We start from the raw sequence: 14,201 nt of genomic DNA, 5'->3' as shown, positions 1-14,201 counted from the left end.
ATTTAATTTAAGTTTATTTTTTCTTTTTTTGCTATATTTTCAACATCGTTAAAAAATAATGACGCAAAACTTTCATTCGTTTTGTGATCAATCCTTCTGTAAAATACATTTGGAGTAATCGCTTTTGGACTGTCAAAACCGCAAGCTCCAATGAATTCTGCGAAAGCTTTCAAAGTATTGTTGTGGAAATGTGCAACACGTACACTTTTATCAGTTATGTCTAATCCTTTGTATAATTTTTGGTCCTGAGTTGCAATTCCTACTGGACATTTTCCGCTATCACATTGTAACGCTTGTATACATCCTAAAGCAAACATCATTCCTCTTGCACTGTAACATGCATCAGCTCCTAAAGAAATCGCTTTTGCGATATCAAAACCAGTGATGATTTTTCCAGAAGCCATAATTTTAATTTGATCTCTAAGACCGTATTCTTTAAGAACTTTACTAGCAAATATAACTCCATCTGCCATTGCCATTCCCATATAATCAATAAATTCTAAAGGTGCAGCTCCTGTTCCTCCCTCAGCACCATCAATGGTGATAAAGTCGGGTACAATTCCTGTGTTCTTCATTGCTTTAATTATATCGATAAACTCATCTTGTCTACCAATACAAATTTTAAATCCAACAGGTTTCCCTTTAGAAAGTGTTCTCATTTTTTGCAAAAATTGCAGTAATTCAACGCTATTTGTAAACGCTGTATGTCCTGCTGGAGAATGCACTGCAATATGGGGCTTTATATTTCTAATTTTCGCTATTTCAGGAGTATTTTTTTCACCTGGCAATAATCCACCATGTCCGGGCTTGGCTCCTTGAGATAATTTCAATTCTATCATTTTGACTTGAGGATAATTTGCTTTCTCAGCATATAATTCATCTGAGAACGATCCGTCGTCATTTCGACAGCCAAAATATCCTGTTCCAATTTGCCAAATTAAATCACCACCTTCTAAGTGAAAATCACTAATTCCTCCTTCACCAGTGTTGTGTGCAAATTCTCCTATTTGAGCTCCTTTGTTTAAAGAAGAAATAGCAGTTTTACTTAGAGCACCATAACTCATTGCACTGATATTATAAATACTTGCGCTGTATGGTTGTAAACATTGCTCGTTACCAACGGTTGTTCTAAAGAATTGTTTGTCAGCTCTTTTTGGGTAAATAGAGTGTGCTGCCCATTCGTATCCAATGCGATTTGGATCATCTTGCATACCAAACGAAATTGTTTGCTTTACGTTCTTTGCTCTTTGATATACAATAGAACGCTGTCTGCGATTAAAAGGCTTACCGTCTAATTCTCCTTCAAAAAAGTACTGACGAATTTCTGGTCTGAATGACTCCAGTAAATATCTAAATCTACCTACAATAGGATAGTTCTTTTTAATAGTATGACTAGCTTGGAAAGTATCCTGAACTAGAAATAGCATTAAAAATAATGGAATAATTAAAAAGAAGTAATTGAGATCACCTAAGTAAGCCAACACACAACTTATAACTAAAAACGAAATGGTAGCTACCCAAATTATTTGGTGTACTGCTAATTTTTTTAAAAACATGTTTTTAAATTTTTTAAATTAGATTTAGATTTTAAAAATGGTGTTTTTTAAAACCGAGAAGTAAGTAAGTAAATGATGTATTGTAAAACCTTCGTCTGGAAGTATATTGTTTTATTTAGACGAAGGTCTAATTGACAAAGGCTTTTGAATGTGAGAATTTAGCGACAAGCATGATAGCCTCTTTGAAGAAAGAGGTACAAGTAGACGGCACGTTAGGAAAAGTTTTCATAAACATTAAATTACACAGTGCAAAAATACATTCATTTTTTGTTATAAATAACTTTTTTTTCTATTTATGTTAAATTTAGCATTCGTTATACCTCTATTCTTGCTTAGTTCTCAAAAAAAGGGGTCATAATTTATATATTTAATGTTTTGAAATAATTTCACTATGAAAACAATAGAACCAGAATTGACCTTGAGTTGGACAGAATTCGATAAAGTAGCGATGCACGTGGGGACCATTCTAACTGCTAACGATTTTCTAACTGCTAGAAAGCCAGCGTATCGAATGACAATTGATTTTGGTGAAACAATTGGAATTAGAAAAACTTCAGCTCAAATTACACAAAGGTATAGCGTCGATGAATTACTAGGTCGACAGATTATTGCAGTAATAAATTTTCCTAAAAAACAGATAGGCAAGTTTATGAGTGAATGTCTCGTTCTTGGCGCAGTAGGTGATGGTGGAGACGTCATACTTATCACGCCTGATAGTAAGATTGAAAACGGACTTAGAGTAGGATAATTGAAAGCATTTTATGGAAATAAAATATACCTAATAGATGATTGTCTATTTGGTATCATAAAAAAAGTCCAAAAACACATGGCTTTTGGACTTTTTTAATTGTAAGTAAAGTAATTAAAAACTAAATATCATCAAATTCTATATTTGTAAAGCTTGATGTTTGCGGTATGATATCATCATCTGGTTTATCAGAGATGTATTCTTTTTTAAAATCTTTCTGATGTCTTTCTGAAATCACTTCCTCTCCTTTATGATTTAAAACATATGAAGTCATTTCTCCCAAAATTTCTGCAAATGAAGTGAAGTCTTCTTTGTATAAATAAATTTTATGTTTTTTAAAATGGAATGAACCATCCTCTTCAGTAAATTTCTTGCTTTCAGTAATTGTAATGTAATAATCATCTGCCTTTGTCGCTCTTACATCAAAGAAATACGTTCTTCTTCCAGCTCTTAAAACTTTAGAAAATATCTCCTCTTTTTCTAACATGTCATGTTCTCTCATAATCCTTTCTGTCAATTTATGGTTGTTAACTAGCGTCCAAAAATCTATAAAAAATATGTATTACACAACAATTAAAGCATTTCTTTTTCTGAAAGTTGCTTCAAATACAGAGCAGCATAATAGCCTCCTTGATTTATCAATTGATTATGAGAACCTTGTTCGATTATTTCTCCATTGTCCATAATCATAATTTTATCTGCATTTTTAGCAGACGACACGCGATGGCTTACTATAATGGTTGTTTTGTCTTTACAAATCTCATTTAAGTTGTTTAATATCGTTTCTTCGGTTTGAGTATCTACAGCAGATAGACAGTCGTCAAATAATAAAATTGGTGGATTTTTGATAATTGCTCTAGCAATCGATACTCTTTGTTTTTGACCTCCAGATAGTGTAATTCCACGTTCGCCTAGAACCGTTTCATATTTCTTGTTAAAGGTCATGATGTTATCGTGAACTACAGCGCTTTTAGCCGCAGCGATCACTTGTGCTTCAGTTGCATCTGCTTTACCAAACATTATATTATTCTTAATACTATCTGAGAATAAGAACGCATCTTGCGGAACAATTCCAATACAATTTCGTAGATCGAATAAGTTGATAGTACTTATTTCGTTTTTATCAATTTTAATAGCGCCTTCGGTTACATCATACATGCGGGAAATTAAAGATAGAATAGTTGATTTACCAGATCCAGTTTTTCCTAAAATTGCTAAAGTTTCCCCTTTTTGTACTGTAAAAGAAATGTTTTTTAATGCCGTGATATTTGTGTCCTCATAAGTATAGCTCACATTTTCGAATGATATAGAACCTTCGATAACTGATTTATTTTCGTTTTTGTTTTTAATCTCTGGTTCTATTTTCAAGAATTCATTTAAGCGTTTCTGCGAAGCTTCCGCCTCTTGAACCATTGATGAAACCCAACCCAGAGAGGCAACAGGCCAAGTTAACATATTCACATATAAAATAAACTCAGCAATTGTTCCAATATTTTTTATCGTTCCATCGATATACATTAAACCACCAAAATAAATTACAACAAGATTACTGATTCCTATAAGCGCTAGCATTAATGGTCCAAACAAGGATTGCACTTTAGCAAGGTTTAAACTTTTACTTTTGCTTTCGTTTGCCAAGTTAATCATGTTGTTTTGATGCTGCTCTTCCATTGAATACGCCTTTATCACTCGGATTCCTGAAAAAATTTCTTGTGAAAAACTGGAAACCTTCGATAAGTATTGTTGGAAAATAGTGCTTCGTATATTAATTTCAGAGCTCAACTTAAATATTGCATATGATAAAATAGGTAGTGGTAAAATAGTGTATAATGTTAATCGCGGTGAAACATTATACATGTAGACAATAACGATGGTAAAACGAATTGCGGTGTTGATGGTATACATAACGGCGGGACCAACATACATTCTCACTTTAGAAACATCCTCGCTTATTCGATTCATTAAATCTCCTGTACGATTTTGCTTATAAAAATTTTGAGATAAATTTTCATATTGACGAAAAACTTCATTTTTCAAGTCAAATTCAATATGTCTTGACATTACAATTAAAGTCTGTCTCATTAAAAAAGTAAGAAAACCGGCAATTATAGTCGTTGCAATAATCAGTAATATGTTCGAAATCAATTCGTCGTAAATAACTTCTTTAGCTACTGTTTTATCTTTGGCGAAAGCCTCAATAACTTTAAAGGATTTACTAATCAGCTTCGGAGTAAAAAGCATGAATATCTGAGCAATTATTGTAAAAACGATTCCCAGTAAAAAACTGTATTTATATTTAACGAAGTATTTATTTAGATAACGTAACTCTTTCATTATTTTAAAGTATTCTATGTTGAAATTATTTTATTTTAAGGATAAAATTTTTATTTTAGTAAATTCAATGATTAACGCAGGATTAATTTAATTATTGAATAAATGATTTTTAGACAAAAGAGCAACGCATCTTTAATTTTTTGTGTAAATTTGAATTGTCTTTTTGACTAATTCGTAATTTTATCAATATAAAAATATACACTATGAGTACAGCTTTCACAACAGGAAAGGAGCTTCAAAAAATGGATCCCGTTTTTGGTCAATTGTCATTTAATGATCATGAGCAAATTGTATTTTGCAACGACAAAGATACGGGTTTAAAAGCAATTATTGGCATTCATAATTCAGTTATGGGTCCAGCTTTAGGAGGTACAAGAATGTACAATTATGCAACAGAGTGGGAAGCGTTGAATGATGTTTTACGACTTTCTCGTGGAATGACATATAAAGCAGCGATTACTGGATTAAACTTAGGTGGCGGAAAAGCAGTTATTATTGGTGATCCAAAAACTCAAAAGACTCCTGAATTAATGCGCAAATTTGGTGAATTTGTACATTCTTTAAGCGGAAGATATATTACTGCTGAAGATATGGGAATGGAAACCAGCGATATGGACATCGTGAGAGATGTAACTCCTTATGTAACTGGAATCTCTGAATCAAGAGGTGGTTCTGGAAACCCGTCACCAATTACGGCTTATGGTGTTTATTTAGGAATGAAAGCAGCTGCAAAACAGCAATATGGTTCAGATGTTTTATCTGGTAAGAAAGTTTTAGTGCAAGGAATTGGTCACGTAGGCGAGACGCTAGTAGATTATTTAACTAAAGAAGGTGCAATAGTTACTATCGCTGATATCAATGAAGAAAGATTAGCTGAGGTAGGAGCAAAGTATAATGCTGAAATTTACAGAGGAGATGATTTATACAGCGCAGACGTTGATATTTATGCGCCTTGTGCAATGGGAGCAACATTAAATGACGCAACTGTTCATAAGATCAAAGCAAAAGTAATAGCAGGTGCAGCGAACAATCAATTAGCTGATGAGAACGTTCATGGTAAAATTTTACAAGAAAGAGGAATCGTTTATGCTCCGGATTTCTTGATCAATGCTGGTGGAATCATAAATGTGTACGCTGAGTTAGAACATTATGGTAAAGAAGAAATTATGCGTAAAACAGAAAACATCTACAATACAACTTTAGAGATTTTTGATTTTGCTATTGCTAACAAAATGACCACTCATAAAGCGGCTTTGACAATTGCTCAAAATCGTATTGATCAGAGAAAATTAGAGAACAGTAAAAAATAGTTTTCATTATATATTGAACCCTTTCTGATTTCCATTACTATGATGGAACAGAGAGGGTTTTTTGAATACTTTTAAAATAAGCGATTATATATTTTATTTTGAAAAAGGAAATACTTATTTTTGCACGCTAATTAATAAAAGTTCTTACAAGGTGGTAAATAGAAGACACATTCGCGTTAAAGTTATGCAGTCCATTTATGCGATGCATCAAAGCGGTTCAGATAATCTAGAGAAAGAAGAAAAGTTCCTTTTTTATAGTATCGATAATATTCAAGATTTATACCTTATAATGCTTTCTTCGCTAATTGAAATTTGTAAAACAGAAACTGTCTTTTTACATAAATCAAGTCTTAAGCATCTAGCTACTCCAGAAGAGCGTAATCCAAATGAAAAATTCATCAAAAACGAAATTTTTCAAATTCTTTCAGAAAATAACTCATTAAGTATCGCACTTGAAAATCGCAAGATCAACAATTGGTCTTTGAACGATGATTATATCTTATTGCTTTTAAGTGATATTAAAGCAAGTAAGATATATGCTGACTACATGAGTAATACTGTAAATAAGTTTGAAGAAGACCGACAGTTTATTGTTGACTTATTTATGGAAGTTATCGTTCCTAATGAAAAGCTGTATGAGTATCTAGAGGATGATAAATTAACTTGGGTTGATGATATTCCATTAGTAAATACGCACATCATCAAGCAGTTGAAAACAATAAAATCTGGTGAGAATGATAATTTCAGAGTTCCGAAATTATATAAAGATAATGAGGATAAGGATTTTGTTAAAGATTTGTTTAGAAAAACAGTCCTAAACGAAAAAGAATTAGCAAAGGAATATTTAGACAAGACTCCAAACTGGGATAGTGATAGAATCGCTGAAATCGATACTATTATTCTTAAAATGGCAATTTGTGAATTTTTGAAATTCCCATCAATTCCGGTTAAAGTAACACTTAATGAATATTTAGAAGTTGCAAAGGAATATTCTACTCCAAAAAGTAGTATTTTTATCAACGGAATTTTAGATAATTTAGTAAAAGAACTTGAAAAAAGTAAAAGAATCATTAAAGCTGGTCGCGGTTTAATGTAGTAATTAACAAATAAAAAGAGAATTAAAATTATGGAACAATTAACTCAATTTGCACCCTTTATATTAATGTTTGTGGTGATCTATTTCTTCATGATTAGACCACAGCAAAAAAGAGCAAAAAATGAAAAAGAATTTGAAAGCGCTTTAAAAGTAGGTGATAAAATCATTACTAAAAGTGGTCTTCACGGTAAGGTTTCTGAGTTAGCAGATACAACAGTTGTTGTAGAAACAATGTCAGGAAAATTAAAGATGGAGCGTTCTGCTATTTCAATGGAAATGAGTGCTGCATTAAGTAAAAAATAGTATTACTGAATAAATTAAAAATCCCAAATTCTTATCATTAGAATTTGGGATTTTTTTTGCTTTACTTCGAAGGTTGTATTGCAGTTAGTTCAGCAATTTTGACAATTACTTCTACTGCTTTTTGCATACTTTCTGCTGGAACATATTCATATTTTCCATGGAAATTATGCCCACCCGCAAAAATATTAGGACAAGGCAATCCTTTATATGATAATTGGCAACCATCTGTCCCACCTCTAATAGGTTTGATTAATGGTTTTATTCCAATTTCTTTCATTGCTTTTTCAGCAATATCTACAATGTGCTTGACAGGAAGTACTTTTTCCTTCATATTGTAATACTGGTCGTTGATTTGTGCAATCGCTATATCTTCACCAAATTGCTTAGCAAATTTCTTGTTTATTTTGCGAGTGATTTTTTCGATCAACTCCTTGCGTTTTCCAAACTTTTTCTTACTATGATCTCGAATAATTAATTCTAAAGTAGTTTCTTCAATACTTCCTGTTAAATGATGAACGTGGAAAAAACCTTCATATCCTTTTGTAGTTTCCGGTGTTTCTTCTGGCGGTAATTTGCTGATAAAAGTATTAGCGATTAACATAGAGTTGATCATTTTTCCTTTAGCATAACCCGGATGTACACTTTTACCTTTAAAGGTGATTTTAGCACTAGCTGCATTAAAGTTTTCATACTCTAATTCTCCCACTTGACTTCCATCCATAGTGTAAGCCCAATCAGCTCCAAATTTATCTACATCAAAATGATGTGCTCCGCGACCAATTTCCTCATCAGGAGTAAACCCAATTCTGATTTTTCCGTGCTTGATTTCAGGATTATTGATCAGGTATTCCATTGCAGTAACAATTTCTGTGATACCTGCTTTGTCATCTGCTCCTAATAATGTCGTTCCGTCAGTAGTAATTAGCGTTTGTCCTTTATAAAGCAATAAATCTTTAAAGTAGCTTGGTGATAAGACAATATTTTTCTCAGCATTTAGAATAATATCTTTTCCATCATAATTAGGTACAATCTGAGGTTTGATATTCGCTCCAGAAAAGTCAGGCGAAGTATCAAAGTGAGAAATGAAACCAATCGTTGGTACTTCATGATCTACATTGCTGGGTAAAGTAGCCATGATGTATGACTTCTCATCTATTGTAACGTCTTGCATTCCAATAGTCTTTAATTCCTCGACCAGTTTATTAGCTAAATCCCATTGTTTTTTTGTGCTTGGAGTAGTTTCTGAACTTGCATCAGATTCCGTATCTATAATAACGTAACTGATGAAACGATCTATAATATGTTGCATGTTTTTATGTTTTATGCAAATATAATCATTTTTTCAGGAGCATTATTTAGGGTTAAGAAAATGATTTAGTAAAATGTTTTGTAAATATTTATTTATCACCTATATAATTCTATTTTTGCACAACACAACAATTATCTCATGTACAAACTACTACTTCGTCCACTTTTTTTCTGTTTTGATCCAGAAAAAGTTCACTATTTTACTTTTTCATTGATTCGTTCGCTTTCTAAAATACCTGGTTTTGCATCAATCTCAAGATCTCTATATTTAGTTGATGATAAGCGATTAGAGACTGAAGTTTTTGGACTTAAATTTAAAAACCCAGTAGGATTAGCAGCTGGTTTTGATAAGGATGCTAAGTTGTATGATGAATTGTCAAATTTTGGTTTTGGTTTTATCGAAATAGGAACTCTTACGCCAGTTGGACAAGAGGGAAATCCGAAAAAGCGATTGTTTAGACTAAAAGAAGATTCGGCGATAATCAACAGAATGGGTTTCAATAACGGCGGTGTTAAGGAAGCGGTGCAACGATTAAAGAAAAATAAAGGCGTTTTAATTGGTGGAAACATTGGTAAAAATAAATTAACGCCAAATGAAGACGCTACTTCAGATTACGAAATATGTTTTGAAGCACTTTTTGACTATGTTGATTATTTTGTAGTGAATGTGAGCTCACCAAACACACCAAATTTAAGAGAATTACAAGAAAAAGAACCATTGAAGCAATTACTGAATACGCTTCAAAACAAGAATTTGGCTAAGCCAAAGCAAAAACCAATCTTATTAAAAATTGCTCCAGATTTAACCGATTCTCAGTTATTAGATATTATTGAAATTGTAAACGAAACTAAAATTGCGGGAGTGATAGCTACTAATACGACACTTTCACGTGAAGGATTACAATCAGAGAATAAAAGCGAAATGGGCGGACTGTCAGGGAAACCTTTAACTAGTCGTTCCACTGAAGTGATTCGTTTTTTATCTGAAAAAAGTAATAAATCCTTTCCTATAATTGGAGTAGGTGGAATTCACACTGCTAAAGATGCTTTGGAAAAATTAGATGCGGGCGCAAGTTTAGTACAATTGTACACTGGTTTTATTTATGAAGGACCTGCTTTAATTAAATCGATTAATAAGGAAATTTTAAAAAGAAAATCCTAAGCTAATTTGAACTAAAAATCCAATTACCATAGCAATTCCAAAACTTATTAAAGTTCCTATTAGTACATATTCAGTTAGCATTCTGTCTTTTGCTTCTTTTAAATCACCAAATCGAAAGATTGATTTTGCTGCTAATAAAAATCCTATTGCTTCAAAATGTCCTGTTACAATAAAACAGAATACAAAGAGTCTCTCTAATATTCCAATGTAATTCCCAGCATTTTGAAGTGATTTTGTTTTGTTTTTCTCTGGTGTCCAAATTGAAATTATATTCTTAATAATGATCGAGCTAGGCTTGGTAAGAAAAATAAAAGCCGTTACTACAATCCAGAATTGATTTCCTATCGCACTTAAGTCAAGCGTTGTATTGTTGTATGATATAGTAGTCGCAATAATAACTAATAAGTTAAAAATATGTTTTACAGAAAACCAATTTCGCTTAGTTCTTGTTGTTTGAAAGTTCAATTGTAATAAATCAATTATTCCATGTGATAGCATTAAAAGTGCTGCCATCCTAATAAAATTTATATCACCAATCAAAATTAATATTAAGGCAAAATATACTATTGCGTTGCTATAGAAATAGATGCTTTTATATTTTTTACTTTCTTTATCTCTTACCCATGATGCAGGTTGCAATAAAAAATCACTTAGTAAGTAGGCTAAAATAAGTTTTACAAAAAGAATCATTCTACTATTGTTTTAATTTTTTTTCTAAAATGACGTTCCAGTTCAATTATTAGTTCATAGTTTGAACGTTTTTGTCTTCTACTCACAGCAGCTTGATTTATACCTATTTTTAAACCAATTTCTTCTTGTGAAAGTGTTGGGTTTTGTAATGCAATTAGAATAAATTCAGCCGACTGTTGTAGCCAATTATCCATGAAAGATAAACTTAATTTTAGCATCAAATTTATTTCTTGATCAAATTCTTGATTAGAAGAGTGTATAGCTAAGTTTAGTTTTTGCTTTTTTAGAGTCTCAAATGTTTCTCCTGAACGAATAAATGCCGTTCCATTACTTTCCGCTATTTTCCGCGTTTTAAATGTTTTTTCACCAAATCCGATGCTGATTCTAGCATCTAATTTGATTGATTTGAAAAATGCTTTGATTTGGAACGCAACAAATAAGGCATCTTCAGGATTCTTTATTTCGAGTTGGAACTCATCTCCGCGATATATTTCCCAATTAGTTGGAGTTTTGCCAAAGGTGTTTAGCAGAGCTTTTAAGTCATCCATCCAATTTGAAGATGTTAACTTTCTTGAATTGATTATATCGGCTGTGAGTATTGCAGTCATATTTCAAAAGTAACTTAATATTTGATAAAAAACAATTATATTACCATAATGTGTAATATATTAATTTATTACATAAAAGCGTAATATTTAATTATATTACGATAAAGCGTAATATTTGCTGTTTTTTTTATATAGAAAACGATTTCGTAAAAAGAATTTCTTTAGTATCTTTGGCTACCTATGGAGCCAATAAAAATTATAGAATGTCCGCGCGACGCAATGCAAGGCATTAAGCCCTTTATTCCTACTGAGAAAAAAGTAGCTTATATTCAAGCTTTGTTAAGAGTGGGTTTTGATAGTATCGACTTTGGAAGTTTTGTTTCACCTAAGGCTATTCCGCAAATGCAAGACACTGCTGAAGTTTTATCACAGCTTGATTTGTCTCAAACAAATAGCAAGTTATTAGCAATTATTGCTAATACACAAGGTGCAAAATTAGCTTCGGTACATTCTGAAATACAATATTTGGGCTTCCCTTTTTCAATATCTGAGAATTTCCAAATGCGAAATACGCACAAGACGATTGCAGAGTCTTTAGTCACTTTACAAGAGATTCTTGAAATTGCAGATCATACTAACAAAGAAGTAGTGGCTTATTTATCTATGGGTTTTGGTAATCCTTATGGTGATCCCTGGAATGTAGAAATTGTTGGTGAATGGACGAGCAAACTAGCTGATATGGGTGTTAAAATTCTGTCGCTTTCTGATACAGTGGGAAGTTCTGCGCCAGATGTTATATCCTATTTATTCTCAAGTCTAATTCCTGCCTATCCTAATGTGGAATTTGGAGCTCATTTGCACACCACTCCTGATAAATGGTTTGAAAAAATTGACGCTGCTTACAAAGCTGGTTGTCGTCGTTTTGATGGTGCTATTCAAGGTTTTGGTGGTTGTCCAATGGCAACAGATAATCTAACAGGTAATATGCCAACAGAGAAATTACTGTCCTACTTCACCGCCGAAAAAGCAACTATTAATTTAAGTCCGACTAGCTTTGAAAGCGCTTATAACGAAGCTTCAAAATTATTTGGCGAATACCATTAAAATTTTTCTATTGTAAAAAAAGAGTTTTTTAGTATTAAAAACGTAATTTAGAATCGGCGTATTTAATATTTTGCTTTCAATTCCTCTTTTAATTAGAATAGTATGATAGTAAGAAGTTCAAATCTATTTTTAGTAGCATTGCTTTCCTTCTTTGCTTATTCGTGCTCTAGTGATTTAGATTTCAGTCAGGCTAACGATTTAAAGATAGAACCTGTTATTATTACAAACTTAGGCTCTTTTGAAATCGATTCAAAAGATTTCGCAGGCAGTGGAATACAACAAACTAGTTTTAGTGAAGAATCAAAAATTGAATTATTCAATGATTCTTTTTTTAGACGTCGATTAAAAAAAGTGGAGCTTTACTTCGAACTTTCAAACACTATTAATCGTGCATATGTTGTTGGTCTTTATTTTTTAAATAAGAATGATGATATTGTCTACTCACAAAGTCTATCGATTCCAGCATATACCTTTGGAGAAAATAAAATCCCAAAAACTGATATCATAGTTGGCTCTTCACTTGAACAGTTAAAAGAAACTACTAAAATTATTTTTAATCTCAATCAATCCCCTCAATTTACGAGTATTCCTTTCAATCAAGGTAAGTTTAAAATGAAATCAGGGCTCACAGCTTATCTAGTAGTAGAATGAGAAAGTCTATACTAATTTTAGCATTGTTACTCGCTCTTAATTGCTTTTCGCAGAATAAGCAAATCTTATATAATTTCACTTCTGTTCCGCAGTCGTTACTCACTAACCCAGGATCTGATTTTAAATATGACTGGTATTTTGGTATCCCATTAATTTCTGGTATTTCTGCTAATGCGGCATCAAGCGGCTTCTCTGCTTACGATTTATTCGCTGATAACGGAATCGACTTTGATAAGAAGTTAAAAGCTGTAGTATTTACCGCCAGCAGAAATGATAAACTGTCGGTAAATCAGCAATTAGAGATTTTTAATGGTGGTTTTAAAATTGCTGGAGAAAAGTATGATTCTTATATTTCCTTTGGTATGTATCAGGAACTAGATTTATTGAGTTATGTCCCAAAAGACTTTGCTGTTTTAGCATTGGATGGAAATAGAGATTACTTAGGTAAAGTTTTTAATTTGGAAGATTTAAATGTTAAGGCAGAAATGTTATCTGTGTTTCATATTGGCTTTCATAAAAACATCAATGAAAAATTTATTGCAGGTTTCAGGGGAAAGATCTATTCAAGTATTTACAATGCTACTTCTACTTCTAACTCTGGTTATATTTACACGATTCCATCATCTATAGGAGTTTACGAGCAAGTAATATATTCTCAATTACAATTAAACACTTCTGGAATTGCTAAATATGATGATAAAAATGATGATTCTAATGTTGTCAAGGACATAACGAAGAGAGCCTTTTTAAGCGGTAATCTAGGACTGGGGTTTGACGCTGGTTTTACTTATTATCCAAAGAAAAACATACAACTTACTGCTAGCGTTTTGGACATCGGTTTTATAAGACATTCGAAAGAAGTTGAGAGTTTATCTTTAAAAGGTATTTACGATTATAAAGGAGTGATTCCAAAATTCAGTTCTGGCGAATCGATTGAAAACGCTTATGAAGAATTTAAAGAAGCTATACCTTTAGATACATTATATAATAACTACACAACATGGCGTCCTATTAAGTTTAATGGTTCAGTTCAGTTTTCGTTTAACGAAGAAAGACCTGAGGATTGCGATTGTCTAGATTATAATTCTGAAACGACTTTTAAAAGCGCAGTAGGAGCACAGTTGTTTATGATGACAACACCAAGAACTCCTCTAGTAGCTTTTACGACTTATTATAGAAGAAAATTGTTTAAGTCTTTACTACTGAAAGCAACTTACACTCTAGATTCGTATTCTTATAAAAATATTGGATTAGGATTATCAAGTCACTTTGGACCTGTAAATTTCTATGTTCTTGCTGATAATCTTTTGGAATATCATGATGTAAGTAAAGCAAATAGTCTTTCCTTTCAATTAGGACTTAATGTCATAATACGGAAAACCAAAAAATAA

General features: G+C 32.2%; 14 protein-coding genes. 8 read left to right on the top strand and 6 right to left on the bottom strand.

Going from position 1 to position 14,201, the window contains the following annotated elements; genetic code table 11:
* Positions 1-2: 2 nt before the first annotated feature.
* A complete protein-coding gene (locus BC961_RS09695; protein ID WP_121925638.1) occupies positions 3-1,556 on the bottom strand; it encodes an FMN-binding glutamate synthase family protein in 1,554 nt (517 codons plus the stop codon).
* 391 nt (positions 1,557-1,947) lie between these two features.
* Between BC961_RS09695 and BC961_RS09690 the strand changes: the two genes are divergently transcribed.
* Entirely contained in the window at positions 1,948-2,304 is a 357-nt protein-coding gene (locus BC961_RS09690; RefSeq protein WP_121925637.1) for a tRNA-binding protein, read from the top strand.
* A 121-nt stretch (positions 2,305-2,425) separates the two neighbouring features.
* On the opposite strand, the gene BC961_RS09685 is transcribed toward BC961_RS09690, so the two are convergent.
* Together BC961_RS09685 and BC961_RS09680 are read right to left on the bottom strand one after the other, a co-directional pair.
* On the bottom strand, positions 2,426-2,806 hold the full coding sequence (locus tag BC961_RS09685; RefSeq protein ID WP_121925636.1) for a PUR family DNA/RNA-binding protein: 381 nt from the start codon (positions 2,804-2,806) through the stop codon (positions 2,426-2,428).
* A 71-nt stretch (positions 2,807-2,877) separates the two neighbouring features.
* Positions 2,878-4,638: an ABC transporter ATP-binding protein gene (locus BC961_RS09680; RefSeq protein ID WP_121925635.1), complete on the bottom strand. Its 1,761-nt coding sequence runs from the start codon at positions 4,636-4,638 to the stop codon at positions 2,878-2,880.
* Between the two features lie 203 nt (positions 4,639-4,841).
* Here BC961_RS09680 and BC961_RS09675 point away from each other — a divergent pair, with 203 nt between their 5' ends.
* The 3 genes from BC961_RS09675 to yajC all read left to right on the top strand — a co-directional run bounded on the left by BC961_RS09675 (position 4,842) and on the right by yajC (position 7,347).
* A complete protein-coding gene (locus tag BC961_RS09675; RefSeq protein ID WP_121925634.1) occupies positions 4,842-5,948 on the top strand; it encodes a Glu/Leu/Phe/Val family dehydrogenase in 1,107 nt (368 codons plus the stop codon).
* Between the two features lie 184 nt (positions 5,949-6,132).
* The gene (gene nusB, locus BC961_RS09670; protein WP_121925710.1) at positions 6,133-7,044 is read left to right on the top strand and encodes a transcription antitermination factor NusB; all 912 of its coding nucleotides are present in this window, start codon (positions 6,133-6,135) and stop codon (positions 7,042-7,044) included.
* A gap of 30 nt (positions 7,045-7,074) precedes the next feature.
* A complete protein-coding gene (yajC, locus tag BC961_RS09665; RefSeq protein ID WP_121925633.1) occupies positions 7,075-7,347 on the top strand; it encodes a preprotein translocase subunit YajC in 273 nt (90 codons plus the stop codon).
* Between the two features lie 61 nt (positions 7,348-7,408).
* Here yajC and pepT read toward each other — a convergent pair whose 3' ends face one another.
* Complete coding sequence (pepT, locus tag BC961_RS09660) at positions 7,409-8,656, bottom strand: peptidase T (RefSeq protein ID WP_121925632.1); 1,248 nt, start codon at positions 8,654-8,656, stop codon at positions 7,409-7,411.
* 138 nt (positions 8,657-8,794) lie between these two features.
* On the opposite strand from pepT, the gene BC961_RS09655 reads away from it, so the two are divergent.
* Positions 8,795-9,817, top strand: coding sequence for a quinone-dependent dihydroorotate dehydrogenase (locus BC961_RS09655; protein ID WP_121925631.1), 1,023 nt, complete (start codon positions 8,795-8,797; stop codon positions 9,815-9,817).
* Here the strand turns inward: BC961_RS09655 and BC961_RS09650 are convergent.
* Together BC961_RS09650 and BC961_RS09645 are read right to left on the bottom strand one after the other, a co-directional pair.
* A complete protein-coding gene (locus BC961_RS09650) occupies positions 9,800-10,507 on the bottom strand; it encodes a DUF3307 domain-containing protein (RefSeq protein WP_121925630.1) in 708 nt (235 codons plus the stop codon). The two genes, BC961_RS09655 and BC961_RS09650, sit on opposite strands and share 18 nt — an antisense overlap.
* Complete coding sequence (locus tag BC961_RS09645; protein WP_121925629.1) at positions 10,504-11,115, bottom strand: SatD family protein; 612 nt, start codon at positions 11,113-11,115, stop codon at positions 10,504-10,506. The genes BC961_RS09650 and BC961_RS09645 overlap by 4 nt, the downstream gene beginning before the upstream one ends.
* A gap of 180 nt (positions 11,116-11,295) precedes the next feature.
* On the opposite strand from BC961_RS09645, the gene BC961_RS09640 reads away from it, so the two are divergent.
* The 3 genes from BC961_RS09640 to BC961_RS09630 all read left to right on the top strand — a co-directional run bounded on the left by BC961_RS09640 (position 11,296) and on the right by BC961_RS09630 (position 14,201).
* Entirely contained in the window at positions 11,296-12,159 is an 864-nt protein-coding gene (locus BC961_RS09640) for a hydroxymethylglutaryl-CoA lyase (RefSeq protein WP_121925628.1), read from the top strand.
* 102 nt (positions 12,160-12,261) lie between these two features.
* Complete coding sequence (locus tag BC961_RS09635; protein ID WP_121925627.1) at positions 12,262-12,810, top strand: hypothetical protein; 549 nt, start codon at positions 12,262-12,264, stop codon at positions 12,808-12,810.
* A complete protein-coding gene (locus BC961_RS09630) occupies positions 12,807-14,201 on the top strand; it encodes a DUF5723 family protein (RefSeq protein WP_121925626.1) in 1,395 nt (464 codons plus the stop codon). The genes BC961_RS09635 and BC961_RS09630 overlap by 4 nt, the downstream gene beginning before the upstream one ends.

Origin of the sequence: Flavobacterium weaverense, from assembly GCF_003688495.1 — a bacterium.
Taxonomy (GTDB): domain Bacteria; phylum Bacteroidota; class Bacteroidia; order Flavobacteriales; family Flavobacteriaceae; genus Flavobacterium; species Flavobacterium weaverense.
Note: the sequence above shows the minus strand (reverse complement) of the source record. Positions and strands in the feature narration are given on the sequence as shown.

Bases quoted from the DNA above. Each gene is read 5' to 3' on its own strand.
- BC961_RS09685 (WP_121925636.1), bottom strand. From the start codon at position 2,806: ATGAGAGAACATGACATGTTAGAAAAAGAGGAGATATTTTCTAAAGTT.
- nusB (WP_121925710.1), top strand. From the start codon at position 6,133: ATGCAGTCCATTTATGCGATGCATCAAAGCGGTTCAGATAATCTAGAG.
- BC961_RS09640 (WP_121925628.1), top strand. From the start codon at position 11,296: ATGGAGCCAATAAAAATTATAGAATGTCCGCGCGACGCAATGCAAGGC.
- BC961_RS09630 (WP_121925626.1), top strand. From the start codon at position 12,807: ATGAGAAAGTCTATACTAATTTTAGCATTGTTACTCGCTCTTAATTGC.
- BC961_RS09635 (WP_121925627.1), top strand. From the start codon at position 12,262: ATGATAGTAAGAAGTTCAAATCTATTTTTAGTAGCATTGCTTTCCTTC.
- BC961_RS09650 (WP_121925630.1), bottom strand. From the start codon at position 10,507: ATGATTCTTTTTGTAAAACTTATTTTAGCCTACTTACTAAGTGATTTT.
- BC961_RS09695 (WP_121925638.1), bottom strand. From the start codon at position 1,556: ATGTTTTTAAAAAAATTAGCAGTACACCAAATAATTTGGGTAGCTACC.
- yajC (WP_121925633.1), top strand. From the start codon at position 7,075: ATGGAACAATTAACTCAATTTGCACCCTTTATATTAATGTTTGTGGTG.
- BC961_RS09690 (WP_121925637.1), top strand. From the start codon at position 1,948: ATGAAAACAATAGAACCAGAATTGACCTTGAGTTGGACAGAATTCGAT.
- BC961_RS09655 (WP_121925631.1), top strand. From the start codon at position 8,795: ATGTACAAACTACTACTTCGTCCACTTTTTTTCTGTTTTGATCCAGAA.
- BC961_RS09645 (WP_121925629.1), bottom strand. From the start codon at position 11,115: ATGACTGCAATACTCACAGCCGATATAATCAATTCAAGAAAGTTAACA.
- pepT (WP_121925632.1), bottom strand. From the start codon at position 8,656: ATGCAACATATTATAGATCGTTTCATCAGTTACGTTATTATAGATACG.
- BC961_RS09675 (WP_121925634.1), top strand. From the start codon at position 4,842: ATGAGTACAGCTTTCACAACAGGAAAGGAGCTTCAAAAAATGGATCCC.
- BC961_RS09680 (WP_121925635.1), bottom strand. From the start codon at position 4,638: ATGAAAGAGTTACGTTATCTAAATAAATACTTCGTTAAATATAAATAC.